General features: G+C 69.1%; 21 protein-coding genes. 5 read left to right on the top strand and 16 right to left on the bottom strand.

The features are described from left to right. Together ACHWVH_RS13400 and pobA are read right to left on the bottom strand one after the other, a co-directional pair. Positions 1–489, bottom strand: a complete 489-nt coding sequence (locus tag ACHWVH_RS13400; protein ID WP_295928759.1) for a nuclear transport factor 2 family protein — start codon at positions 487–489, stop codon at positions 1–3. Positions 490–939: 450 nt separating this feature from the next. After that, positions 940–2,118 (bottom strand): 4-hydroxybenzoate 3-monooxygenase, encoded by a 1,179-nt coding sequence (gene pobA, locus ACHWVH_RS13395; protein ID WP_394687344.1) that lies wholly within the window; start codon positions 2,116–2,118, stop codon positions 940–942. A gap of 93 nt (positions 2,119–2,211) precedes the next feature. Between pobA and ACHWVH_RS13390 the strand changes: the two genes are divergently transcribed. Continuing rightward, a complete protein-coding gene (locus tag ACHWVH_RS13390) occupies positions 2,212–3,111 on the top strand; it encodes a helix-turn-helix domain-containing protein (RefSeq protein ID WP_295928757.1) in 900 nt (299 codons plus the stop codon). Positions 3,112–3,414: 303 nt separating this feature from the next. Here the strand turns inward: ACHWVH_RS13390 and ACHWVH_RS13385 are convergent, their stop codons facing one another. From ACHWVH_RS13385 to ACHWVH_RS13350, 8 genes are all read right to left on the bottom strand, one after another. Beyond that, complete coding sequence (locus ACHWVH_RS13385) at positions 3,415–4,884, bottom strand: benzaldehyde dehydrogenase (RefSeq protein ID WP_267112278.1); 1,470 nt, start codon at positions 4,882–4,884, stop codon at positions 3,415–3,417. A gap of 40 nt (positions 4,885–4,924) precedes the next feature. Further along, positions 4,925–5,692, bottom strand: coding sequence for a coniferyl-alcohol dehydrogenase (locus ACHWVH_RS13380; protein WP_152235708.1), 768 nt, complete (start codon positions 5,690–5,692; stop codon positions 4,925–4,927). A gap of 27 nt (positions 5,693–5,719) precedes the next feature. Further along, a complete protein-coding gene (locus ACHWVH_RS13375) occupies positions 5,720–6,733 on the bottom strand; it encodes a transporter (RefSeq protein WP_394687343.1) in 1,014 nt (337 codons plus the stop codon). A gap of 181 nt (positions 6,734–6,914) precedes the next feature. Continuing rightward, positions 6,915–7,391: a MarR family winged helix-turn-helix transcriptional regulator gene (locus ACHWVH_RS13370; protein ID WP_148828161.1), complete on the bottom strand. Its 477-nt coding sequence runs from the start codon at positions 7,389–7,391 to the stop codon at positions 6,915–6,917. 138 nt (positions 7,392–7,529) lie between these two features. Next, a complete protein-coding gene (locus ACHWVH_RS13365) occupies positions 7,530–8,852 on the bottom strand; it encodes an MFS transporter (protein WP_295928756.1) in 1,323 nt (440 codons plus the stop codon). Between the two features lie 14 nt (positions 8,853–8,866). After that, the gene (locus ACHWVH_RS13360; RefSeq protein ID WP_295928754.1) at positions 8,867–10,219 is read right to left on the bottom strand and encodes an alginate export family protein; all 1,353 of its coding nucleotides are present in this window, start codon (positions 10,217–10,219) and stop codon (positions 8,867–8,869) included. Between the two features lie 132 nt (positions 10,220–10,351). After that, positions 10,352–12,217 carry a feruloyl-CoA synthase gene (locus ACHWVH_RS13355; protein ID WP_295928752.1) on the bottom strand — a complete coding sequence of 622 codons (1,866 nt, stop codon included), beginning with the start codon at positions 12,215–12,217 and terminating at the stop codon, positions 10,352–10,354. Between the two features lie 81 nt (positions 12,218–12,298). Continuing rightward, the gene (locus tag ACHWVH_RS13350) at positions 12,299–13,129 is read right to left on the bottom strand and encodes a p-hydroxycinnamoyl CoA hydratase/lyase (protein ID WP_017908079.1); all 831 of its coding nucleotides are present in this window, start codon (positions 13,127–13,129) and stop codon (positions 12,299–12,301) included. A gap of 325 nt (positions 13,130–13,454) precedes the next feature. On the opposite strand from ACHWVH_RS13350, the gene ACHWVH_RS13345 reads away from it, so the two are divergent. After that, positions 13,455–13,772: a hypothetical protein gene (locus tag ACHWVH_RS13345; RefSeq protein ID WP_152182349.1), complete on the top strand. Its 318-nt coding sequence runs from the start codon at positions 13,455–13,457 to the stop codon at positions 13,770–13,772. Positions 13,773–14,024: 252 nt separating this feature from the next. Here the strand turns inward: ACHWVH_RS13345 and ACHWVH_RS13340 are convergent, their stop codons facing one another. From ACHWVH_RS13340 to ACHWVH_RS13325, 4 genes are all read right to left on the bottom strand, one after another. Then, positions 14,025–14,915, bottom strand: coding sequence for an alpha/beta hydrolase family protein (locus ACHWVH_RS13340; RefSeq protein ID WP_394687342.1), 891 nt, complete (start codon positions 14,913–14,915; stop codon positions 14,025–14,027). Positions 14,916–14,917: 2 nt separating this feature from the next. Beyond that, the gene (locus tag ACHWVH_RS13335; protein ID WP_394687341.1) at positions 14,918–16,033 is read right to left on the bottom strand and encodes a DUF3182 family protein; all 1,116 of its coding nucleotides are present in this window, start codon (positions 16,031–16,033) and stop codon (positions 14,918–14,920) included. 37 nt (positions 16,034–16,070) lie between these two features. Beyond that, positions 16,071–16,274: a hypothetical protein gene (locus ACHWVH_RS13330; protein ID WP_295969286.1), complete on the bottom strand. Its 204-nt coding sequence runs from the start codon at positions 16,272–16,274 to the stop codon at positions 16,071–16,073. A 241-nt stretch (positions 16,275–16,515) separates the two neighbouring features. Beyond that, positions 16,516–16,947, bottom strand: coding sequence for a hypothetical protein (locus ACHWVH_RS13325; protein ID WP_017911874.1), 432 nt, complete (start codon positions 16,945–16,947; stop codon positions 16,516–16,518). Between the two features lie 299 nt (positions 16,948–17,246). On the opposite strand from ACHWVH_RS13325, the gene ACHWVH_RS13320 reads away from it, so the two are divergent. Both ACHWVH_RS13320 and ACHWVH_RS13315 read left to right on the top strand, forming a co-directional pair. Then, a complete protein-coding gene (locus ACHWVH_RS13320; protein ID WP_394687340.1) occupies positions 17,247–18,869 on the top strand; it encodes a SulP family inorganic anion transporter in 1,623 nt (540 codons plus the stop codon). Between the two features lie 139 nt (positions 18,870–19,008). After that, positions 19,009–19,515, top strand: coding sequence for a cupin (locus tag ACHWVH_RS13315; protein ID WP_394687339.1), 507 nt, complete (start codon positions 19,009–19,011; stop codon positions 19,513–19,515). Positions 19,516–19,533: 18 nt separating this feature from the next. Here the strand turns inward: ACHWVH_RS13315 and ACHWVH_RS13310 are convergent, their stop codons facing one another. After that, the gene (locus ACHWVH_RS13310; protein WP_394687338.1) at positions 19,534–20,721 is read right to left on the bottom strand and encodes a putative peptide maturation dehydrogenase; all 1,188 of its coding nucleotides are present in this window, start codon (positions 20,719–20,721) and stop codon (positions 19,534–19,536) included. 173 nt (positions 20,722–20,894) lie between these two features. On the opposite strand from ACHWVH_RS13310, the gene ACHWVH_RS13305 reads away from it, so the two are divergent. Next, positions 20,895–21,218, top strand: a complete 324-nt coding sequence (locus ACHWVH_RS13305; protein ID WP_026144210.1) for an NHLP-related RiPP peptide — start codon at positions 20,895–20,897, stop codon at positions 21,216–21,218. On the opposite strand, the gene ACHWVH_RS13300 is transcribed toward ACHWVH_RS13305, so the two are convergent. Beyond that, the gene (locus ACHWVH_RS13300) at positions 21,170–23,797 is read right to left on the bottom strand and encodes a putative peptide modification system cyclase (RefSeq protein ID WP_394687337.1); all 2,628 of its coding nucleotides are present in this window, start codon (positions 23,795–23,797) and stop codon (positions 21,170–21,172) included. The genes ACHWVH_RS13305 and ACHWVH_RS13300 overlap by 49 nt on opposite strands. Positions 23,798–23,799: the final 2 nt, after the last annotated feature.

Genomic DNA, 23,799 nt, shown 5'->3' with positions numbered 1-23,799 from the left:
TCACTTGGTCGCCGCGTCCCAATGCTCCTGGATCTTGCCGTTCTGGATGCGGAACATGTCGAACCAGGTGGTGGTGTAGGTCTTGCTGGCGTCCTTGGGATCGGGCAGCGTGCGCACCGACACCAGGGTCACGTAGTCGCCCTCGGCCAGGATCGCCACCAGCGGCAACTGCACGCGCGGCCGGATCGGCGTCGGCTTGACGAAGGAGGTCAGGAACGCCAGGAACGCATCGCGGCCGTTGGCCACGTTCGGGTTGTGCTGGATGTAATCCTTGGCCATGTACATCGGCGCATATTCGGCGTGCCCAGCTTCGAACACGATGCGCCAGAAGTCGTAGACCAGGCGCTTGTTGGAGGTGGTGCGCCAGTCCTCGCCGTGCAGCAGCTGCGCGTGGTTGGGATTGGCGGTGACCGCGGTCTGCGCGAACGCGGACGCGACCGGGAGCGCAAGCAGCAGCGCCAGCAGACAGGCCTGAAAACGGATCTTCATGGAAGACTCTCCGATGGGGGAACAGGGGGAATGCGCAGTGCCGCTGCGCTACCGCGATGCGCGGCAACGTCGGCACCGGCGCGGCTGCAGCGTAGCAACGCGCCGTGCCTGCGCGAGGCAGTAAATCGCGAAAAGCACGCGGATTTACCGGCTTTTTTTCCTGGTCTGGGAGAATCGCCACAGTTACCTCGATATCAGAAATGGCGCGGTAACACGCACCTGAAGGTGCGCATGCAGTGCATGGCGCCGCGATGTGTTGGCGCTCTGCACCCTCATCCATCGGCGCGCCTGATCGCCGTCATCGATCGCAATGACCGACGGCTCTTCTGTCGAGAGTGGGAATTCGGAATTCGGGATTGAAAGAAAGCGGAGAAAGGACACCATCGACGTGCGCAGGGGAACCGGGACGCGGCTTTACGAATCCCCAATCCCGACTCCCCAATCCCCCCGCTAAACCGCCAACGGCAATCCCGCGTAATTCTCGGCAATGGTCGCGCGTCCGGCGGCACTGCCGAGCAGGTAGTCCAGTTCTGCATCGTGCAGGCGCCGGCTGAACGCGTCCTCGTCTGGGAAGCGATGCAGCATCGTGGTCATCCACCAGGAAAAGCGCTCGGCCTTCCACACGCGCTGCAGGGCCAGTTCCGAGTAGCGCTGCAGCGGCGCGTCGCTGCGCTCCTGCTGCGCCTGCGCGAACAGGTGCGCGAGCAGGCCGACGTCGCCGGCAGCGAGGTTCAGGCCCTTTGCGCCGGTCGGCGGCACGATGTGCGCGGCATCCCCTGCCAGGAACAGGCGGCCGTACTGCATCGGTTCGGCGACGTAACTGCGCAGCGGCGCGATGCTCTTCTCCAGCGAGGGACCGGTGACCAGCGCCTGCGCCACGTCGTCGGGCAGACGCCGACGCAGTTCGTCCCAGAAGCGATCGTCCGACCAGTCCTCCACCCGCTCGTCCGCCGGCACCTGCACGTAGTAGCGGGTGCGGGTGGGAGAACGCATGCTGCACAGCGCGAAACCACGCGCATTGCGCGCATAGATCAGTTCGTCGGCCACCGGCGGAGTGTCGGCCAGCACGCCCAGCCAGCCGAACGGATAGACCCGTTCGTACACACGCAGCACCTCGGCCGGGATCGCGCGGCGGCTGACCCCGTGGAAGCCGTCGCAGCCGACCACGTAGTCGCAATCCAGGCGCTGCGTGACGCCATCCTGCAGGAAGCTCAGCCACGGCTGCAGCCCGGCGATGTCGTGCAACTGCACATCCTCGACGGAATAGAGGGTGGCGGCGCCGGCGGCGCGGCGTGCGTCCATCAGGTCGCGGGTCACTTCGGTCTGGCCGTAGACGGTGACCGCGCGGCCACCGGTCGCCGCACTCAGTTCGATGCGTTCGCGGCGCTGCTCCAGCGCCAGTTCGAAGCCGTGGTGGACGATGCCTTCGCGCCGCATGCGCGCGCCGGCACCGGCGGCGCACAGCAGGTCGGCGGTGCCCTGCTCCAGCACGCCGGCACGGATCCGCGACAGCACGTGTTCCGGCGTCTGCCGCTCGACGATGACGGTGTCGATGCCGTGGCCGTGCAGCAACTGCCCGAGCAGCAGCCCGGCCGGGCCGGCGCCGACGATGGCGACCTGGGTACGCATACGTCCTCCGAAGAATGGGACAGACCCACAGTGTTCCGGTTGCGGCGTGCCGAGGACATGGATCATCGCGACCGATTCCGGTACTTTTCGCCGATGCCCCGCACTGCCTCCGCCGCTGTCGCATCGCCCGCCGTGGTCCCGGCCTTCCGCCTGTACGGCGAGACCGGCGACAGAGGAACATCGGACCTGTTGCACTGGGAATCCATCGCCGCGCGCAGCCGCCTGCACGACTGGCACATCCGCCCGCACCGCCACGGCGATCTGCTGCAACTGCTGTATCTGCAACGCGGCAGTGCCGGCCTGCACTTGGACGGAACGCAGCAGCGCCTGCGCGGGCCATGCCTGCTGCTGTTGCCGGCGCTGTGCGTGCACGGCTTCCGTTTCCAGCGCAACGTGCGCGGCCATGTCGTGACCGTGTCGGCGCCGCTGCGGCAGCGCCTGGCGGCGCAATGGCCGAATCTGGACGAAGCGCTGGCGCGGCCGCTGTGCCTGCCTGCCGGCGATCAGCAAGCGATGCTGGACGCCTGCTTCGCCGCCATCGCCGCCGAACACACACAGCACCGCCCCGGCCGCGAGCCGATGCTGCAGGCGCTGGTCACGCAGGCCTTGCTGTGGGCGGCGCGCGGCGCGCTGGCGGATGCCCATCGCGATCCGCACGATGCCGACCGCGGCGCGCGCCACGTGCGCGCCTACACCGCGCTGATCGACGCGCATTACCGCGAGCATTGGCCGCTGGCCCGCTATGCCGACCGGCTCGGGCTGAGCCGCAGTCATCTCAACGCGCTGTGCCGGCGCCTGGCCGGCGCCTCGGCGCTGGAACTGTTGCAACGCCGGATCATGCTCGAGGCACGGCGCAGCCTGGTCTACACCACCTTGACCGTGCAGCAGCTGGCCGAAGTCCTGGGTTATGCCGATGCGGCGTACTTCAGTCGCTGCTTCCGGCGGCATGCGGGGTGTTCGCCGATCCAGTTCCGGCAGCGTGCGCAAGGGTGACACGACCCGCAGCCAGTACGGAGATCGCGGTGCGGTCGCTTTACTGTGGGAGGGACTTCAGTCCCGACGCGTGATCGATGATCGACCAGTCCCGCTTCGTTCGTCGCAGCTGAAATGGCGAGTCACCGCAGAAGCGTCGGGACTGAAGTCCCTCCCACAATGCAGTGTCGGCGCCGGTGCCGGTGTCAGGGCCCTATTGGCCGCGCGTAGCTCAACACGCACGCAACGGAACAATCATCTCTCCCGCAATCAATGCATCCACGCGCACAACCGGGCGCCACATCGACGCCCGGCGACTTGTCCTCAGAACGGATACTGCGGCGCGCTGTCCTGGATCGTCACCCACTGCCAGTGCGTGTACTGGCCCCAGTCGGCCGGGCCGCCCATGCTGGTGCCGTTGCCGGAGGCGCCGGTACCGCCGAACGGATTGGTGACTTCGTCGGCCACGGTCTGGTCGTTGATGTGCAGCAGGCCGGTGTGCAGGCGCTCGCCCAATGCCATCGCGCGACCGACCGACGCCGACAGGATGCCGGCGGACAGGCCGTACTCGGTCTGGTTGGCCAGCGCCACCGCCTCGTCGTCACTGTCGAAGGCGATGACGTTGGCGACCGGGCCGAACACTTCCTCCTCGAACGCCGGCATGCCCGGCTGCACGTTCGACAGAACCGTGGCCGCATAGAACAGGCCCTCGTGGGTGCCGCCGGCCTCGACCACGGCGCCCGCCGCCACCGAGGCATCGACCACGTCCTTGACGTGCTGCAGCTGGCGCTGGTCGATGATCGGACCGAGTGCCACGTGGGCGGTGGCCGGGTCGCCGACCGGCAGGTGCCGTGCCTTCTCGGCCAGGCGTCGGGTCAGTTCGGCGGCGATGCTGCGCTGGACCAGCACGCGACCGGTGGCCATGCAGATCTGGCCCTGGTGGAAGTACGCGCCGAAGGCGATCGCCGACACCGCCTTGTCCAGGTCGGCATCCTCGAGCACGATCAACGAGTTCTTGCCGCCCAGTTCCAGCGCGGTCTTCTTCAGGTGCTTGCCGGCCAGTTCGCCGATGCGGCGGCCGGCGGCGGTGGAACCGGTGAACGCGATCATCGGCACGCCCGGCGCTTCGACCAGCGCCTGGCCGGCATCCGCGCCGCCTGGCAGCACGTGCAGCAGGCCCTTCGGCAGGCCGGCCTGCTGCAGCACCTCGGCGATGACGAAACCGCCAGCGTACGGCGTGCGCGGATCGGGCTTGAGCACCACCGCATTGCCCACCGCCAGCGCCGGCGCCACCGAACGCAACGACAGCACCAGCGGGAAATTGAACGGCGAGATCACCCCGACCACGCCCAGCGGCAAGCGTCGCGCCAGGCTCAGCCGGCCCGGCGCGGTCGGCAGCACCTGGCCCTGCGCCTGCAGCGGCATCGCCGCGGCCTGCTGCAGCAGCACGATCGCCTCGCGCACCTCGTGCTCGCCCTTGGGCAGGATGCCGCCGGTCTCGCGGGCAATCAGCGCGGCGGCCGCGGCCGCATGCTGCTGCAATACCTGCGCGGCGCGATGGAACACGGCCGCGCGCTCGCGCGGCGGCGTGGCCGCCCAGGCGCGTTGCGCGTCGCGCGCCTGGGCTACCGCCGCGGCCACGTCGGCGGCATTGGCCTGGCCGACGCGGTGCAGCGGCGTGCCGCTGCCCGGTTCGATCACCTCGAGGACGCCGCCCTGGGCGGCGACCCACTCGCCGTTGAAGATGCGCTCGCTCCAGGTGGATGCGGCGGCCAGGGGTTCGGTGCTGTGCATGCTGTGTGCTCTCGTGGAAAAAAGAGGAAGAAAGAGTCGTTCAGAGGGCGGTGGCGGCCAGTCCGCCATCCACCGGCAGGTTGACGCCGTTGATCCAGCGCGCCGCATCGGAGGCGAGGAACACCACCGCTTCGGCGACCTCGTCGGCATAGGCAGGACGCTTCATCTTTCCGGCATCGGCCTGGACCCGCTCGGGCCCGAGCATGGTGACGAAATCGCCCAGGATCGGCGTGAACACCGGACCGGGCGCGACGCTGTTGACCCGCACCGAATGCGCGGCGAACCAGTCGCGCGAGCGCAGCAGCGTCCACACGATCAGCGCTTCCTTGAAGTACTGGTAGCAGGTCGCCTGCGGCACCGGATGCGCCGCCAGCCAGTCGCTGCCGGCGGCGTAGCTGTCGGCGGCGGCCAGCTGCTTGTGCAGATCCAGCCGCTGCGGCCACTCGGCGCCGAGGATGGAGGCGATGTTGATGATGCTGCCGCCGGGCACGATACGCGGCAGCAACGCCTGGCTGAGGTGGCGCAGGCCCAGATAGTTGACCTTCGCCACCACGTCCACCGGCGCGGTGCCGGGCACGCCGGCGATGTTGGCCAGCGCATCGATGCGCTCGGGCAGCTGCGCCACCAGCGCGTCGATCGAGGCCGGGTCGCCCAGATCGGCCTGGTGGAAGCCGTGCAGGGTCATGTTGACTGGCTGGCGGTCGATGCCGATCACGGTGGCGCCGTGGAAGCGCGCCAGGCGTGCGACCTCGGCGCCGATGCCGGAGGCCACGCCGGTAACGAGGATTGTCTTGTTGTGCAGGTTCATGGCAGCGCGTGTCCGTTGCGAAGTTGGTCAGAAGACGTGGATGTACTGGACGTTGACGTTGTGGCCGGAGGGCGCGTTCTTGACCTCCACCGGCATGTAGAAGTTGGCGTTGAAGATGTTCTTCTGGTCGATCCGCCAGGACAGGCCGGGGCCCAGGTAGAACTGGGTCTGCTTGCTGTCGGCGACGCGTTCGCCATTGGTGCGGTTGTCGCGCAACTGCTTGAGGTAGTAGCCGTTGATGCCCAGGTGCAGGTCCTTGACCACTTCCAGCGAACTGGCGAAGTTGAGCCAGGCGGCGTCGCCGGCCTGGCCGTTGTGGAACACGAAGCCGTCGCCCTGCGGCACGTTGGAGGCCTTGTCGGCGCGGAAGTTGTAAATGTAGTTAAGCCGTCCGCTGATTTCCCAGCGCGGCGTGGGCAGGATGCTGAAGGCCCAGCTCGGCAGCACCGACCAGTAGCCCGCGCCCTGGTTGACGTCGCGGTTGCGGTCGAACTTGCCGATCGGCGCCAGCACATCCAGTTCGAAGCGTTGCGAGAACACCGGGCGGCCATTGCGGATCACCGGTGCCATCTGCAGGTAGGGGCCGATGGTCAGGTCGCCCAGGCCGGCGCCGTTGTCGCGCAGCGCCACCGGGCTGTCGTACGCGAACGACGTATCCAGATCGACCAGCGCCGCCAGTGCGGTGATGCCGAGGGAGCCGCCGAACAGCTTGTAGTCGCTGAGGTAGGCGACCTGGGTGACCCACACCGAGGAGCCGATGTGCGGATCGCGGAACACCGGCACGTCGTCGCCGTGCGCGTCCTTGATCGCGTCGAAGTCGTAGCGCCTCAGGTACTGGATCGCCGTCCAGCCCGGGTTGGGCTTGCTGAAACCGTCGAAGAAACTGGTGCCGCCGGTATTGATACCGGTCGGCAGGGTGGCGCTCTGCGGCACCGATTGCGCGGCCGCAGGTGCGACCCAGGCGATGGCCAGCACGGCGAGCAGAGACAGGCGCGCACGGGTACGCGGCGACGAGGGGACACGGTAGCGGACACGCTTCACGGGCAGGCACTCCAAGCGAAAGGGGAACGGCGGGGTGCGTGGGGGCAGGAACGCGAACACGCAGCGCGCGCAGGGCGCGACCACGCGGCGACGCACGCCGTCAGCGGGACGCTGGCGGCGGGTCGGGAATCAGCGAGAAAGAAGGGCGGGAGGCAAGAACCAGCCGCGCCGCAGGGGGCCGCTACAGGCGGTCGAGCGCGTCCAGCCGGTCCAGCGCCTGCAGCAGCGCGCGTGCCGAGGTCGCGCCGAGCGCGGTGCCGAGCTGCTGCTCCATGCGCACCACTTCGGCTTCGGCCTGCGCCAGCAGCGCCGTGCCGGCGGTGGTCAGATGCAGATGCTGCATGCGCCGGTCCTGGCGCCCGCGCACCTGCCGCAGCAGTTTGCGCTTGACCAGGCGCGCGACCACGATCGCCAGGTTCGGCGGCGACACGCTCAACACCTCGCCCAGCTGCCGCTGGTTGATGCCGGGATTGGCGTCCACCAGCACCAGCAGCGAATACTCCACCGGCTTCAGCTCGAAGGCGCGCACGCAGTCCTGGAACAGCCGCCGCACCTGCAGTTCGGTGCGGGTGATGCGGTAGCCGATCAGGCTGGTCAGGCGCCGCTGGTCCACGCTGTCCGCCGTGTGCGGATCGGCGGGCAACGCGCTGTTGGACATCTCGGGACTCGGTTTCGAACTCACTGCGCTTCCTGCATGGGGCGTCCTGCGGCCAGGTCACGGCGGCTGCGCACGCATCCGTCGGCGCCGGCCGGCGGTGCCGTCGCCATTGCATTGTAGGGGCATGGCCGCGCATGGTCACAACGCCGCGTCCACGCGCCGCAGCAGCGCCCGGTAAGGCGCGGCGGCGGTCCACAGGCACAGCGCGCCGAGCAGCGCCGCACCCATGCACACCACGCCCAGCGACAGCCCGACCTGGCGCTCGTCGGCGAGTACGTGGTCGGTGCCCAGCGCCACCAGGTACGGCCCCAGGCCCAGCCCGATCAGGTTGACCAGCAGCAGGTAGATCGAGGTGACCTGGCCGCGCAGGCGATTGGGGGTGACCGCCTGCAGGATCGCCGGTGCCAGCGCCACCGGCATGCCCAGCACGAACGTGGTCAGCGCGATCGCCGCCAGCGCCGGCCACGGCCCTGGTGCCACCGCGAACAGCGCACTGCTGATCACCAGCAGCACGGCGCCGACCAGCGAGATCTTCAGTGCCGCGTCGCGGCTGCCGCGTGCGGCCAGGCGGTCGGCCAGAAAGCCGCTGAACAGCATGCCGGCGATGCCGAAGGTGAGGATGATGATGCCGTAGGCCGGGCCGATCTCGCCCGGGGTCCACTGCCAGCGGCGGATGAAGGTGGCCGGCAGCCAGGCGGTGATGCCGAAGGTGATCATCGCGATCACGCCGTTGGCCAGGAACAGCGCCACGTACACCCGCGCGTTGTCGCGCAGGTGGCTCAGGTCCGGGCGCACGCTCGGCACCGCCGCGGCCTGCTCGTGCCGCGCCGGCTCGCGCACCGTGGCCATCAGCGCGATCACCGCCAGGCCAGGCAGCGCGACCAGGATGAAGGCCGCCTGCCAGGGCCGGAAGCTGCCCAGTAGCGGCAGCATCACCGTGCTCTCCTTGCTGGTCGCCGCGATCACCAGGCCGCCGACGATGAAGGCCGCCGCCGAGCCGATGTAGACCCCGGAGGTGTACACGCTCATCGCCCGCGCGCGTTTTTCCGGCGGGAAGTAGTCGGCCAGCATCGAGTACGCCGCCGGCGACAGCGAGGCCTCGCCGACGCCGACGAACACCCGCGCCAGGAACAGGGTGAAGAAGCTGGTGACGTAGGCACCGGCGGCGGTCGCCGCGATCCACACCACCACGCCGAGCACGATCAGGTTGCGGCGGTTGCGGCGGTCGGCGACGCGGCCGAGCATCACCCCGATCAGCGTGTAGAACACTGCGAAGGCGAAGCCGTGGACCAGGCTGAAGGCCGAGTCGGACAGCTGCAGGTCGCGCTTGATCGGCTGCACCAGCAATCCGAGGATCTGCCGGTCGACGAAGGACAGCGTGTAGGCCAGCAACAGCACGATGGTGACGTACCACGCATACAGCGGGCGGTACGGCGCAGACGATGGCAGCGGATCGCGCATGGAAAGGCTCCGGCTCAGAAGCGCAGGGTCAGGAAGGGGGCGATGTAGAAGTAGTCGCGGCCGCGCACCGGTCCCTCGCGCAGGAACGGCCCGGCCTGGGTGTAGTGGGCGTACACGTCCAGGCTGGCGAAGGCGTTGAAGCGATACTTCACCCACAGCACCGAACGCGTGCCGATGTCGCGCGCATCGTTGGCGTCGCCCGGCTGCAGCACCCGCCAGCCGGCCGCGTACACGCCGTCGTGCAGGCTCTGCCGCTGCAGCTTGAGCACGTACATGTCGATCCACAGCCGCTCGCTGGGACGCAGCACCAGTTCCGGGCCGATGGCGCGCACGTTGCTGCTGATCATGCTGCCGTCGAACACCGAGGCGCGCGCGTACAGGCCGTTGAAGGTGTTCAGTTCGCCGTCGCGCGGATCGCGGTCGCCGGACGAGACCTCCATGCGCCAGCCCAGGCGCGGCGTCCATGTCGTCGTGGCGAAGGTGTAGCCGCCGAACAGCGTGCCCTGCCAGGCGCGCACGCGCTGGCCTGCGAAATGGCCGCGCTGGCCGATCAGCTCCAGGTCATAGTCCCAGCCCTGCACGGCGCCGCTCAGGCGCGTGGACAAGGTGTGCCGATGCTCCTCGCCGACCACCCCGCCATAGCGACGCCCGTCCTGCACGGTGTCCAGGTACAGCGTCTCCAGCAGCGCCGCCTTCGGCTGGCTGGGCGACAGCGGCACTTCGGCATGTGCGCCCCACAGGCGCTGGTCGCGGTTGGTGCGGTCGTCGAAACTGCCGGTACGGGTCAGCACCGGGCGCCCCCACAGCAGGCCGCCGCTCCAGCGCGGCTGCCGGGTCAGCAGGCGTACCGCGTCGAACGGCATGCGCGAATTGGCCGGGTCGCGCGGATCGAGCAGGCGCTGCCAGGCGTAGGCGATCTGCTGGCGGCCGGCGCGCAGGCGCCAGGCCGGCGCCTTCTGCCCGTCGGACAGTTCGACGAAACCCTGCGCCAGGTCCAGCGGGTTGCGGTCGGTGGCCTGCACCGGCCGTGTCTGCAGGCCGGCCACGCGGCTGTCGGCCAGTTCGCCGAACAAACGCACATACGCCGACGGCCGGTAGTCGGCCCACAAGCGCAGGCGCTGCTGCGCATAGCCGTGCGGATCGGTGGCGAAGCGGCCGAAGCCGGCGTGCTCGCGATAGTCGTACAGCGTGCGGCTCTCGCCGCCGAGGCTGAGCCAGCCATCGCCGACGGGGATGTATTTCCATTTCTCCCAGCCCTGGCGCGGACGCGCCGCCAGCGCCGAATAGTCTTCCTGATCGGCCAGCAGCTTGCCCTGCGGGCCGTTGTTTTCGGCATCGGCCTGGGCGCAGCCGACGCTGCACAACATTGCCAGGCACACGGTACGGGGCGCACGGCGTGCGCGCGCATGAGGCACAGTCATCGATTCCCTCCCAAGTCTCGAAGCCAGTGATGCGAAGGAGCGCGGTCCGCTATCCGGTCGCGCGGCCGAGTGGTGCGGTCATGACGGCGGCGCCGCCACCGCGCCCGGTGCCGTGCCGGCGTAGAGCTGTTCGACCAGCGCCGCCCGCGCGCGCAGCACGTTGCGCTGGTTGATCGAACCCTTGTCGGTGATTTCGCCGGCCTCCAGGTTCGGCGGCTGCTCCAGCCACGCCGCGCGCGCGACGTGGCTGGCGCTGCCGGTGGCGCTGCGGTTGAGCGTGTCGAGCAGGCGCTGCAGCCAGGCGCGCACCGGCGGCGCCTGCAGCACCTGCGCCGTCTCGGCCTGCGCCGGCAGCCCGGACAGCGCCTGCAGCGCGTCCAGCCGCGGGAACAGCAGCAGGCCGATGGCGTCGCGGTCGGCACCGGTGACCACCACGTCCTGCACGTACGCAGCACCTTCCATCAGCACCCGCGTGCGCAACGGGCCGACGCTGACGAACACGCCGGAAGACAGCTTGAAGTCCTCGGCCAGGCGGCCGTCGAACAACAGGCCGCGCTCGGGATGCTGCGGATCGATCGGCTTGAGCGCGTCGCCGGAGCGGTAGAAGCCTTCCTCGTCGAAGGCCTCGGCGGTCTGCTGCGGCGCGTTCCAGTAGCCGGGCATCACGTGCGGCCCGCGGAAGCGCGCTTCCAGCTTGTCGCCGACCGGCACCAGCTTGACCTCGCAGCCCGGTGCCGGCACGCCGACATCGCCGGGGGTATTGCTGGTGCCGTGGGTGAAGGTGCACGACGGCGCGCATTCGGTCATGCCCAGGCCGGCGAGCATGCGGATGCGTTCGCCGCAATGCGCCTCGGCGATGCGCTCCAGGCGGTCCCAGACTTCCTGCGACAGCGCCGCGGCGGCGAAGAAGAACATGCGCATGCGCGACAGGAACGTCTGGCGCAGCGCCGCATCCTGTTCCAGCGCCTGCGCCAGTTGTTCCCAGCCGCGCGGCACGCTCAGGTATACGGTGGGCGCGATCTCGCGCAGGTTGCGCAAGGTCTGCTCGAACAGCGCCGGGGTCGGCTTGCCGTCGTCGAGGTAGAAGCTGCCGCCGTTGTACAGGGCGATGCCGATGTTGTGGCTGCCGCCGAAGGTGTGGTTCCACGGCAGCCAGTCGACCAGCACCGGCGTCTGCCCGAGCACCGGGAAGGTCTGCAGCAGCATTTGTTGGTTCGCGCACAGCATGCGCTGGGTGGTGATCACCGCCTTGGGCAGCAGGGTGGAGCCGGAGGTGAACAGGAACTTGGCGATGCTGTCCGGGCCGCAGGCGGCGAAGGCGGCATCGGCGGCGTCCAGCGCACGTGGCGCCAGCAGATCCTCGAAACGCAGGCAGGCACGATCGCCCACGGCACCACGCACGCACACTGCCGGGACATCGGTGGGGAACACCGCCGCGATCGCCGGGGCGAACGCAGCGCCGTCGCTGGCGAACAGCAGGCCTGGACGCAGCACCTCGGCCACATGCCGCAGCTTGGCGAAATCGCGCGACAGCAACGCATAGCCCGGCGACACCGGGCAGTACGGGATGCCGGCGTACATCGCCGCGAACGCCAGTTGCAGGTGCTCCAGGTCGTTGCCGGACAGGATCGCCAGCGGCCGTTGTGCCGACAGGCCCATGTCCAGCAGATGCGCGGCGATGCGGCGGGTGCGCTCGAGCATCTGCGCGTAGCTCAGGCGCCGCCACTGCCCGGCGTCGTCGCGCTGCGCCACGAAGGTGGCATCGGGGGTGTGCAGCGCCCAGTGCTGCAGGCGCTGCAGCAGGTGCCTGGGCAGCGGCGCCAGCGGTTCGCGCGCGCGCAGGCGCAGCACGCCGTCGGTATCGCGGTGGACCTCGGTATCCGCGTGGCTCAGTCCGACAGGACGGTAGCGCGCGGCGGTGGCAACGGACTCAGCGGCATTCATCGGAACCATCCGGGGGAGAGAGACGGCACGGCGTGCGGCAACGCCGCCGCGGCCCCGCGGGGCCGCAGGCGACGCGACGGGTCAGCGCTTGTAGGTCTGCAGACCGGGCTTGATGGTTTTGTCGTCCAGGAATTGCTTCAGGCCCTGTTGCCGGCCCTTCTCGGGATCGCGGTGATTGGACTGGTCGACCTTGGCGTACAGGTAGTCCTCGTTCTGCTCCCAGGTCAGCTCGCGGCAGCGCTTGAAGCCGTGCTTGGCGAAGCGCAGCACCACCGGGTTCTTCTGCTGCAGTTCCTGCGCCAGCTTGGTCACTTCCTCACGCAGCTGCGCGCGCGGCACGCTGGCGTTGACAAGGCCCATCTGCGCCGCCTCGGTGCCGGTGAAGGTGCGTCCGGTCATGATGTAGAGCATGGCGTTGCGGTGGCCCATGGTGTCGGCGACGGCCTTGCTGACCAAGTTGCCCGGGGGAATGCCCCAGTTGATCTCCGACAACCCGAACACCGCTTCGTCCGCGGCGATGGCCAGGTCGCAGGCGACCAGCGGCGAGAACGCGCCACCGAAGCACCAACCGTTGACCGCGGCGATGGTCGGCTTGCTGTAGAAACGCAGCAGGCGCCACTGCCACTGCGAGCAGTCGCGACGCATGCGCTCCTGCACGATCTCTTCCTTGCCGTCGGTCTCGCGGAAGTATTCCTTCAGGTCCATGCCGGCCGACCAGGATTCGCCGGCGCCGGTCAGCACCAGCACCTCGGCGCTGCTGTCCAGCTCCAGCGTCTCCAGCACGTCGATCATTTCGCGATTGAGGGTGGGACTCATCGCGTTGCGCTTGTCCGGCCGGTTCAGGGTGACCCAGGCGATGCCTGCGTCGATCTCGACCTGGACGGTCTGCCAGCGGTCTTGGTAGCTGCTCATGGATAGGCCTGCATGGGGAGGGGGAGAGAGCGGATCACTTAGGACTGATAATAGTTATAGATCATCATTATTTCGGCGCAAGCTGCAGTGCAGCATGGCGGGCGGCGCTGTGGCGGGAGCATGGCGGCCCGCCCATGGGCGGGGTGACAGCAACCGCGATACGGATTCCTTGGACTCGCGAAGGGAGCGAGCCATCCCAGGACCTTGGATCCGCCACCGCATCACCGCGAGCCTTCACGCCCAGCGAACGCAATGCTCACAGGGGACGTTCAGTCCCGGGTTAGCATCCAGCCCACAGGGGTTCCGTCGACACCGGGGTGATGTGATGCACACCGTCTCCGCGCTTGACCAACCGACTCACGCTCGCGTCAGCATCGATCTGGACGCCGAGATGGCGTACTGGCAGCAGGCCCATGCCGAGGGCCGTCTCGGCCGCCAGGGCTTCGCCGACTACGCGCAGCTGCTGAAGATCGGCTATGACGTGTACCTGGCCTACCCGCGCGCCAACGAGGCGCAGCTGTACCGCGTGCTGCAGGACGCTTATCACCAGTGCGCGCCGATGCTGTCGGTGCCATGGGACGAGGCGCGCTGGCTGGTGCGGCATGCCTGGCAGCACCTGGCGCATTCGGGACGGCGGCACTGAACAGCGCCCAGCGCAGCCCGGCATATCGTCGTTGCCAGGGCAGGAGCGGCGTCAGCCGCGACGGGCGTTACCGAGAATGCCTGTCGCGGCCCACGCCGCTGCTACGCTGCGTCTTCGGTCGCGATGGAAGGCGCCCCCGAGGCGCCGTCTCCCGGCGCCGCGGCGACAACCGGATAGCAGCCCATCGCGCGCACGGCACACCGCGGCGTGCGCCGCGTGTTGCTGTTGCACGCATCCGGCACCGCATGCGCCTCAACGCGACGAAGCGGGTGGCGAGGCGCTGTGCTCCTTCGCTTCCAGGCGCCCATGGAACGCGTTCGATCCCTTACCGGGCGCCGTCGCCGCCTCGCCCTCGCTGCGCTTGAGGCGCTGCTTGCGCTGTTCGACCACGCGGCTGGCAAGGGCCACACGGCGCCCGATCACCATGTCGGTCAGCCAGTCGATCAGGTGGTGCGTGTAGGCGGCCTGGTGCGCTTTTTCGGTCAGCGCATGATCGGCGCCGGCGATCGTGCGCGTGGTCAGCGAACGCGCGTTGGAGAACGCTGCCGCGTAGTTGCGCAGCACCTGCCCGGGCACGATCACGTCGCGCTCGGCCTCCACCAGCAGCACATCGCCACGATAGCGCTGGCAGGCCGCCAGCGCGCGGTTGTCCGCCGGCGTCACCACGCGGTTGCGGTACGGCATCAGGTCCGGATCGCGGTTCAGCGCGACCTTCGGCCCGTCCCAGTGCGCGTCCTTGTACAGCGCCGGCGAGCGCAGGGCCAGCCACTCCACCGGCCGTTCCAGGGTCAGCAACGCGGCCAGGTAGCCGCCGTAGCTCAGCCCCACCACCGCGATCGCCTCCGGATCCACCTGCGGCGACGCCGCCAGGCAATCGTAGGCGGCCTTGATGTCGTCCAGGTTCTGCGCGCGCGTCACCGTCTCGCGCATCGCGGCCAGGCCTTCGTGGCCACGCAGGTCGAAGGTCAGGCACACGCAACCCAGCCCCGCCGCCTCGCGCGCGCGCACCAGATTGTGATGCTGATTGCCGCCCCAGCCGTGCACGAACAGCACGCCGGGCAGGCGGCTGGTCGGGGTCAGCAAGGTGCCGCTGAGCGCCGCGCCGTCGACCGGGATGTCGATGCTGGAAAGTTCGGCTTCCATGGTCAGGTCACGCTGCGCATGTAGCGGTACTTGGTCAGCAGACCGGTGCGCGGCTCTTCGCCCACGTAGTACACCTGCGCCCCGGCCGGCGGCGGCGGATGCGCGCCATAGCGCTCGACGGTGGCGGCGACCACGCGTTGCAGCGTCGGCGACTGCTGGAACGCAGCGACCGCGGCCAGTTCCGCCGGCGTGGCGCCGCCGACGCGCCAGGACTGCTCGAGGACGCCGCAGGCGATGCTGCCATCGGCAAGCAGCCCCTCGATCACGTCGTAGTTGCGCCGCGACGCATAGAAGCCCGGATAGGCCGCAGCCACCAGCCGATCGTAGTCGCGCGCCTTCAGCACCGCGGTGCGCTGACGTGGCGGCAACGGCTGCGCCAGCAGCGTGTCGAAGGTGCCACGGATCACGTGCAACTCCGAACCGCCGTACGCCTCACGGCCGCTGCAATCGCGGGTGACCGACTGCGTGCCGCAATAGGCGATGGTGATGCCGGCGCAGTGCGTTTCGCCGACGCTGAAAGTGGTCGGCTGCTGCAGGTGCCGTTCCAGCACCACGCCATGCCGGTGCAATTCATGGACGGACAAGGCCGACAGCGCCGCGTCCAGCGCCGCCGCATCGTGCGGCAGGACCTGCCCCAGCCCGCCCACGCCGTGGCACGGCTTCAGGCGCACCTGGCCGCCGTCGCACAGGCGCGCGAACGCGCGCCGGGCATCTGCGGCGCTGAAGGCGGTGTAGCCCGGCAGCGTCGCGGCCGCCAGGGCCACGCCGAGGTCCGGCTGCCATCCTTCCGGCGCCTGCGCATCGCCATCGACCAGCGGATGGCTGATCGCCTTGCTGGCGACGAAGGCATGTGGCACCACGCCGCCCAGCAGATCGGCCGCGCCATGCACGCCGAGTTGCGCGGCCTGCGCTTCCGTCAGGGTTTCATCGGGCACGTAGAACGCACCCGACTCGAACGCATCCGACCCGGCGGCAAGCCGTGCGTCGTGCAACGGCAGGCGCATCAATCGCGCGACCTCGGCGACCACCCAGGCATGCGTGGCGGCCTCGTGGCCCCCGGACGCCGTATCGCGTACGCGGTAGGCGCGGACATTGGCGTGCGCAGCGAACCGGGACATGTCGGGCGCTCCGTGCGAATGGAGAAGACGCGACGTCTCAGCCATGGCCGTACCCGCGCAGCAGCACGGCCACGGCAAGGGCGATCACCAGGAGCGACACGACCATGCGCAGCCAGCGGCTGGCGCACAGTTGCTTCCACCAGGCCGAGACCTCGGGCGTGCCGCTGGCATCCCGGGCGCGCTGTGGCGGCGGCGCGGACGCTGGAGGGGAAGCCGCAGAGTGGCGGTCGTCGTGGCGCATGGCCCAAGGCTGTCGCGCGGGCTGTCGCACGCGGGTGAACGCGATGTGGTGCGTGTGTCATCGCGCGAGTACACGCATCGGCTGCACCCGGGCAACCGCATCGCCACTCGGCGATGCGCCTGGCGTTTGCAACAAAGCAGACGCAGCGCGCGCAGCACGTCAGTGCAAACAGAAAACGGGCCGCGTCATCGGGATCGCCAGAACGCGCGGCAGCGCGTGCAGGCTGCGCCCGGCGCCGCGCTCAGGCGGCAGCCGTCGCCGCCGCGTGGTGCGCGGGCAACCGCGCATCGATCCGGTGCTTGCCGGCCAGCGCCTGCATGCCCTGCAAGGTGGCCTGCACCGCGCTGGCATAGCCGCTGCGCCACAAGTCGGCGCGCGACTGACGCGATGCCGCCGCATTCAGCGCCAGTGCGAAGGCCTGCACGCGCGGATCGGCCAGCGCGGCGCGCTCCAGGAAGGGCTGCTCCGGGGCGATGACGTCGACCGGGGCCAGCCAGGCGTCGGCGACCAGTTCGGCCACGCCGGCGCGGTGCGAGAGCTGGTGCATGGCAGTGAGCGTCTCGTGCAGCATTTCCAGGCACGCCCATTGCCACAGCGCGGCCTTGTACTGCGGGTCGGCCTGGTCCAGGGCGGACAAGGCGCCATCGACATGATCGATGCGAAGATCCTGCATGGCCGACTCCACGATACGGCATTGCGATCCGCACATTCTGCGCGGCGAAAGTGAGCGCAACGTGAGTCGTGCGGCGGCAGCGGCAGCGTACAGGCGGTCACAGCGGGCGCGGCGGCAGCCATCGCGTATACTGGCCGCGCGCCTGCTCGCGCCGCTCTCTCACTACGCGCTTCCCATGACGCCACCCTGACACCCGCAGCTTGCATCGGCCCGCCTCGACGGCAGGCCGCAGGTTGTTGGTTTTCCATTGCATACAGCGAGCGCTGCCCTGCGACAGGGCGGTGTCGGGAGCGTTTACCTTGAAGTTTTCCTCTTCCCTGCGCCAGTCCTGGTGCGGCAATCTCCGTGGCGACGTGCTCGCCGGCCTGGTCGTGGCATTGGCGCTGATTCCCGAGGCGATCGCGTTCTCGATCATCGCCGGCGTCGATCCCAAGATCGGCCTCTATGCCGCCTTCTGCATCTGCGTGACCATCGCCTTCGCCGGCGGGCGCCCCGGCATGATTTCCGCCGCCACCGGCGCGATGGCGCTGCTGATGATCGGCCTGGTCAAAGAGCACGGCGTGCCCTATCTGCTCGCGGCCACGCTGCTGACCGGCGTGCTGCAGATCCTGGCCGGGCTGTTCAAGCTCGGCGCGCTGATGCGCTTCGTCTCGCGCTCGGTGATCACCGGCTTCGTCAATGCGCTGGCGATCCTGATCTTCATGGCACAACTGCCCGAACTGATCGGCGTGCCCGTCCCGGTCTACCCGCTGGTCGCGCTGGGTCTGCTGCTGATCTACGGCCTGCCCTGGCTGTCGCGGCGCAGCTTTCCCGGCATCGGCCTGTGGTTGCTGGTGCTGGGCGCCGCCTTGACCGCAGGCAGCATGGCGCCGTGGATGCTGCTGCCGGTCGCCGTGGGTGGCGCCGCGGCGCTGCTGTTCGGGCACCGCTGGACGCGCGGCCTGGCCGTGCCGCCGCCGTTGGTGGCGATCGTGCTGCTGACCGGGCTGGCACTGTACTTCGGCATCCACGTGCCCACCGTCGGCGACAAGGGACAACTGCCCGATCGCCTCCCCAGCCTGCTGCTGCCGGCCGTGCCGTGGACGCTGGAAACGCTGTGGATCGTGTTCCCGGTATCGGCGACGATGGCCGTGGTCGGCCTGCTCGAGTCGATGATGACCGCACAGATCGTCGACGACATGACCGACACGCCCAGCGACAAGAACCGCGAATGCGTGGGCCAGGGCATGGCCAACATCGTCAGCGGCCTGTTCGGCGGCATGGCCGGCTGCGCGATGATCGGGCAATCGGTGATCAACGTGAAGTCCGGCGGGCGCGGCCGCCTGTCCGCGCTGGTCGCCGGCAGCGTGCTGTTGCTGCTGGTGGTGTTCGCCGGCGCCTGGGTGCGGCAGATCCCGATGGCCGCACTGGTGGCGGTGATGATCATGGTCTCGGTGGGCACGTTCAGCTGGCGCTCGCTGGCGCAGTTGCGCACCCATCCGACCAGCTCCAGCGTGGTGATGCTCGGCACCGTCGCGGTGACCGTGGCCACCCACGACCTGGCGCGCGGCGTGCTCACCGGCGTGCTGCTGTCGGCGCTGTTCTTCGCGCGCAAGGTCGGGCGCATGCTGCACATCGCGCGCAGCGAGGACGCCGATGGCGGCCACACCTACCGCATCCGCGGCCAACTGTTCTTCGCCTCGGCCGGCGGCTTCGCCGGTGCCTTCGACTTCGCCCACGCGCCGGCACGGGTCACCCTGGATCTGAGCGACGCGCACGTCTGGGACATCAGCGCCATCGGCGCGCTGGACCAGGTGGTGATGAAATTCCGCCGCCACGGCGCGCAGGTCCAGGTGCTGGGACTGAACCCGGACAGTGCGGCGATGGTCGGGCGCCTGGGCAGGCACCAGCGCGACGATGTGGAAAGCGTTCCGCTGCATTGAGGCCCGGCCGGGACGATCGTGTCGGCACGGCGGCACGGCGCAGCGCGCGGTCACGCCGCGCGCCGTCCCGCGTGCCGACATGGCGACGACATCGGCCGATTAGCATCGAACTGCTAACGGCCATGCAGGAGATCCGCCGATGTCACTGGACCACTGGCAACTGCCGCCACACGACTGGGTGCCCAACCATCCGTTCCTGCCGGTGCTGCACTACCGGCAGTGCGTGGGCACCATCGACGCCGACGGCTTCGAACGCCGCTTCGCCGCGCACGGCTGGCCGCCGCAATGGCGCGACGGCATCTACGACTATCACCACTACCATTCCACCGCGCACGAAGTGCTCGGCGTCGCCCGCGGCAGCGCCCGCGTGCTGCTCGGCGGCCCCGGCGGCATCGAGGTCGCGCTCGCGGCCGGCGACGCCCTGCTGCTGCCGGCCGGCACCGGCCATTGCCGGCTGTCGGCCAGCGCCGACTTCATGGTCGTCGGCGCCTATCCCGACGGGCAGGATTGGGATATCTGCCGGGAAGCGCCTACAGCCGAGATGCTGCAACGGATCGCCAATGTGCCTTTTCCAAGCAGCGATCCATTGCTCGGGGCGGAGGGGCCGTTGCTGAAGCATTGGAAGAGACCAGTCGACGTCGACTGACTGCGTCGTCGCACGGGATCATGCTTGCCTCGAAGTCGGCCCCGCCGCCCAGACATCGCACGCCGGATCGAACTCGGTCGTCGCTGCGTGCTCGGAGCGCCAGCCGAAGCCGCAGATCGCCATGACGCTCTGGCGCATCGGATCCAGGTCCAGCGCCTTGCCGAGATCGACATCATTGATGGCGGAGGTGACGAACGCGCCCAACCCCAGATCGGTCGCCGAGAAGTACAGCGCCTGCGAGATGTGGCCGACGTCCAGGGTCAGTGCGCGATAAGCCTTGGCGTGCTGGCGATACTTCCAGAACGTCCGGTTGAATCGCGGCGCCAGCAGCACCAGCACGTGGGCATCGGCGAACCAGTGCTGCCCGGCCAGCGCCAGCCGTGCGAACGCGTCGATGTCCGGCCCCGGGCACGATAACGGCGCCAACGCGTGGTCCACAGGGTGGTAGTGATAAAGACCCGGTTCGACTCCCTCCACCCGGCGCACCAGCAGATAGGCTTCGGTCGGATGCAGTCCGCCGGCGGACGGCACGTTCTTCTTCAGGAAGACCGTGTCGTCCTGGACACGCAGCGTCGCCCGCGCCATCAGCACGCGCTGCAACATCCGCAGGAACAGCGCATTCGGCAGCATGCGCGCAACGTCGTAGTTGCGGCAGGTGACGCGACGCGCAAGCATGGCTTCGAACGCGCCGTCGTCCAGCCGCGGCAGCGGAATCCTGGCGAGACTGGAATCGACCTCCTGCACTTCGGGCGGTGGCGCCCCCAGCTTGCGGCGCAGATCGGGGGCGGACACCATGCCGTTGCGCTCCATCGCGGTCACCCCATCGATGCCCTGCCAACGGCTCGCCCAGTGCGCCACTGCGGCGGCCGGCCACCAATGCGCGGACCGCAATGCCTCGTCGCGTTCGCGAAACGCCGCAGAACCTGCGTCGTCGCCGATCAGCAGGCCGCGCTCGAGCGCCCGCTCGATCGCATCATCGGCATGGTCAACCAGTTGTGCGCGCTCGACCCATTCCGTTGGACTGACCTGGCCGAGCAACGGCAGGTCGGCCGCGTCCAGTTCGAGCTCGCCGTCCAGGTGCGGCGCCAGGGCGACCCAGGCCCGCCGGCGACGCAGGCCCGCACCGCCCCGCAGCAGGCTGGCCAGGTCGAACGCCACGCTTTCCCTCGCTTCGACGAACAGCACGGCGCAGCGCCTCAGGCGCATGAATCCCTCGTTTCCGCTGTGTGTGAGCGCTGCATCGATTGGCCACATTGGAGAGATGCTGGACTGCTAGGATACCGTCGCGGCCCCGGTCGTTCCTGCGAGCACCCGTGGCAACCGCACCTCCACCATGCGTGCATCGCATGTCCACCGCTATCGCAACAGGGGACCACATCATGACCGATCAGCCGCAGGGGCATCCGCCCTTCGATCTCGCCACCGCCCAGCAATTGCTCACGCTTCTGTCCACCGACGACGACTTCCGCGCGCTGTTCGCGCAGGATCCGGGCGCGGCGCTGCGTAGTTTGGGCCTTTCCGAGCAACGCGTCGCCGCCGCGCTGGAGGAGCCGACCTGCCTGTGCACGTCGGACCTGGCGAGCAAGGAAGAAATCCAAGAAGCCCTGGAGTTGCTGCTGGCCTACCTCACCGCCGAGGGTACGCACACGGTCGTTCACTGTTTCGAGGCGGGTTCCGTCGTCGCCAGCCTGACCGCCAGATAGTTCGGTAGCGCTTGTCCCGCCCAGGCGCGTCGGAAGGTTTCCGCCTTCTGCCGCGCCTGGTCGGTCTGGCCAAGGCTGGCCAGGATTTCCGTGGTACTCACCACCGCCAGGTTCGCGTCGGCGACATTCATCGCTTGCAGCACCAGCCCACCGATCGGTTCGATGTACGCCAGCCCACGACGCGCGACCAACCAGTCGTTTTCGGCCATGGCCTGCTTCTTCTCGCCGGCCGCGAGCAAGGCATCGCGCAGGCTGACGTGAAGCTGGTACGGCTCCCTGCCATCGATCTGCTCGCGTAACAGAGCGACCGCACGCGCGGGAGTTCCGCTGTCGACGAGCTGTTGCGCCTGCAGCAAGGACAGCAGCTTGGTCATCGGCGGAAAGCCCGACTCCGCGACCAGGGACGCGAGCTGCGCGGCGTGCGCGTCGTACAGCGTTCGGTCGCCGCTGCGCTGCGCCAGGCGGATCGCCGACATCGCCACGATGATCAGGTCGTCGCGATCGCCGGCGTCACCGTGGACCGCGCGCTCCAGCGCTTCGCCGGCAATTCGCGCCAACAAGGCCCTGTCCACCGTCCGCGGATCGGTAACGAAGGCGACCGCCTGCTGCGCGATCTGCAAGGGATAGCGGATCACCGGCTCCGCATCCGCCGACGCCGCTACGGCGGCCCGCGCGGCGGCGGCGGCATCGCCCAAGCGGCCCTGGTCCAGCGGAATGGAAATCTGTTCGAAGCGGTCGGTCAATGCCGAGCCCGATGCCGCCAGCGCCGCCATGATCCTGCCAGCCGCCGGATAGTCTTTCATCGCCGCGAACGCCGCAGCATGGCGCCGGGTCGCCGGATAGCCGCCAAGTTCCTCGGCCTGCTTGAAGGCGTTCAGCGCGTCGCCATACCGGCCCTGCGCCAGGTAGATGCGACCCTGCAGTTCCACCGCCACGTCGCGCAGCGGATTCTGCGGCACCGCGAACTTCTGCACGCTATGCTCGGCTGAAGCGTAATTGCCCTCGGTGAACTCGTCCCACGCGAACTGCGCCGCGCCGGCGTAGTAGTCCGGATACAGTTCCGACAGCATCTTCCACTTCTGCTTGGCCTGCCGCCACGGATGTGGGCCGAGTTCGCTCGCCCACGCGTCCAGGTACAGTGCATCGCGCTCGGACAGGTGGTCGCGCAGGGCCATGGCCTTGGCCAGATACTGCAACGCCGCGCGATTGTTGGCGGTGGAGATCTCGACCCGCATCGATCCCATGTAGGCCAGCGCGAAGTCCTTGTCGATCTCCGCCGCCTTGACGAAGTACTGATCGGCGGATCGGAAATCGCGCCGGGTGAAGTACTTCATCGCGATCGCATACGCCTTCAAAGCGTCCAGGCTGCTGGTGGTGACGCTGGGCAGCGGAGGCGAATTCTTCCTGATGACCTCCTCGCCTTCGCCCAACTGCTCGCGCAGCGATGCGGTCACCGCGTCGATGGACGCCAGCACCGAGCCAGCGCCGCGGCCGTCGCGGGACTCGGCATAGACGGTCGCCTGCGTCCGCGGATCGACCACCTCCGCGCTCACCCGCACCCGCCCGCCGACCTCTGACACCGTGGCCAGCAGCACGGCGCGCGCGCCGTCGCGCTGCGCGATCTCCGAGGCCGTGGCGCGATCGAGCGGCGTGTGCTCCGGATCGCGGCGCATCCGCGTGAGCGTGTCGCGCACCTTCAGATCACTGAGCACATTGACGTAGCGCGACTGCTCCAGGCTGATGCGGAAGGCCTGCTGCAGGGAGTCGTCCAGTGCGACGTCGCCGGTCAGATTGCGCAAATCCCCCACCACCACCCAGTCGCGTTCGGCGAAGGCGATGGCCGGCTGCGGGCGGGTGACGAACCAGGCGCCGACCGCGAACGCGGCGATCAGCGCCGCTTCCGCCGCCAGCGCCGCCGGCCGCCGCCACAACGGGATGTCGCGCCAGGCCTTGGGCGTGGGCTTGGGCGCGCGCAGCGGGGTGTGGCCGATCTCGCCGACTTCGTAGATCTCCAGCGGGGTCGGCACGCCCTTGAAGCGCCAGCGGCCGTGCGATTTCCACAGCAGGCGCTCGCCGCGTTCGCCCAGCTCGCGCGCGGCGCGGTGGGTCAGCGACTCGGCCACCGCCGACAGCAGAATCTGCCCGGGCCGGGCCAGGGTCATCAGCCGCGCCGCGGTCGGCTTGGCCAGGCCTTCCACTTCCAACGGCTTGGCGCCCACCTGCACGGCGGCGTCGCTGTTGCGCCAGGTCAGCACTTCGCCCACATGCAGGCCGGCGCGCACCTTCAGGTCCAGCGCGCGCGACGCGCCCAGCGCATGCAGGCCGCGGCTGTAGTCCAGGGCGAAACCAAGGCCGTCGATGGGTCGTTCGAACAGCAACAGCAGGCCATCGGAGCGGTCGATCAGGCGGCCACGCCAACGCTGCTGCAACTCCAGCACCAGCGAATCGTGCCGCTTGAACAGGTCGGCCGCATTGGCGTCGCCGAGCTTTTCCACCAGCGCCACCGAATCGCACAGGTCGGTCAGCAGCAGGGTACGAAGCTGCGGGACCTCGGGTTGCGGTGCGGTGGCATCGGTCATGG

Origin of the sequence: uncultured Xanthomonas sp., from assembly GCF_964278005.1 — a bacterium.
GTDB classification, from domain to species: domain Bacteria; phylum Pseudomonadota; class Gammaproteobacteria; order Xanthomonadales; family Xanthomonadaceae; genus Xanthomonas_A; species Xanthomonas_A sontii.
The sequence above is the reverse complement of the archived record's forward strand: the minus strand, read 5'-3'. Positions and strand labels throughout refer to the sequence as shown.

Excerpts from the sequence above, each read along its gene's own strand:
- ACHWVH_RS13315 (WP_394687339.1), top strand. The coding sequence starts at position 19,009 with ATGTCACTGGACCACTGGCAACTGCCGCCACACGACTGGGTGCCCAAC.
- ACHWVH_RS13365 (WP_295928756.1), bottom strand. The coding sequence starts at position 8,852 with ATGCGCGATCCGCTGCCATCGTCTGCGCCGTACCGCCCGCTGTATGCG.
- ACHWVH_RS13350 (WP_017908079.1), bottom strand. The coding sequence starts at position 13,129 with ATGAGCAGCTACCAAGACCGCTGGCAGACCGTCCAGGTCGAGATCGAC.
- ACHWVH_RS13380 (WP_152235708.1), bottom strand. The coding sequence starts at position 5,692 with ATGAACCTGCACAACAAGACAATCCTCGTTACCGGCGTGGCCTCCGGC.
- ACHWVH_RS13310 (WP_394687338.1), bottom strand. The coding sequence starts at position 20,721 with ATGCGCCTGAGGCGCTGCGCCGTGCTGTTCGTCGAAGCGAGGGAAAGC.
- ACHWVH_RS13385 (WP_267112278.1), bottom strand. The coding sequence starts at position 4,884 with ATGCACAGCACCGAACCCCTGGCCGCCGCATCCACCTGGAGCGAGCGC.
- ACHWVH_RS13325 (WP_017911874.1), bottom strand. The coding sequence starts at position 16,947 with ATGCAGGATCTTCGCATCGATCATGTCGATGGCGCCTTGTCCGCCCTG.
- ACHWVH_RS13345 (WP_152182349.1), top strand. The coding sequence starts at position 13,455 with ATGCACACCGTCTCCGCGCTTGACCAACCGACTCACGCTCGCGTCAGC.
- ACHWVH_RS13370 (WP_148828161.1), bottom strand. The coding sequence starts at position 7,391 with ATGTCCAACAGCGCGTTGCCCGCCGATCCGCACACGGCGGACAGCGTG.
- ACHWVH_RS13300 (WP_394687337.1), bottom strand. The coding sequence starts at position 23,797 with ATGACCGATGCCACCGCACCGCAACCCGAGGTCCCGCAGCTTCGTACC.
- ACHWVH_RS13305 (WP_026144210.1), top strand. The coding sequence starts at position 20,895 with ATGACCGATCAGCCGCAGGGGCATCCGCCCTTCGATCTCGCCACCGCC.
- ACHWVH_RS13330 (WP_295969286.1), bottom strand. The coding sequence starts at position 16,274 with ATGCGCCACGACGACCGCCACTCTGCGGCTTCCCCTCCAGCGTCCGCG.
- ACHWVH_RS13335 (WP_394687341.1), bottom strand. The coding sequence starts at position 16,033 with ATGTCCCGGTTCGCTGCGCACGCCAATGTCCGCGCCTACCGCGTACGC.
- ACHWVH_RS13390 (WP_295928757.1), top strand. The coding sequence starts at position 2,212 with ATGCCCCGCACTGCCTCCGCCGCTGTCGCATCGCCCGCCGTGGTCCCG.
- pobA (WP_394687344.1), bottom strand. The coding sequence starts at position 2,118 with ATGCGTACCCAGGTCGCCATCGTCGGCGCCGGCCCGGCCGGGCTGCTG.
- ACHWVH_RS13355 (WP_295928752.1), bottom strand. The coding sequence starts at position 12,217 with ATGAATGCCGCTGAGTCCGTTGCCACCGCCGCGCGCTACCGTCCTGTC.
- ACHWVH_RS13360 (WP_295928754.1), bottom strand. The coding sequence starts at position 10,219 with ATGTTGTGCAGCGTCGGCTGCGCCCAGGCCGATGCCGAAAACAACGGC.
- ACHWVH_RS13340 (WP_394687342.1), bottom strand. The coding sequence starts at position 14,915 with ATGGAAGCCGAACTTTCCAGCATCGACATCCCGGTCGACGGCGCGGCG.
- ACHWVH_RS13400 (WP_295928759.1), bottom strand. The coding sequence starts at position 489 with ATGAAGATCCGTTTTCAGGCCTGTCTGCTGGCGCTGCTGCTTGCGCTC.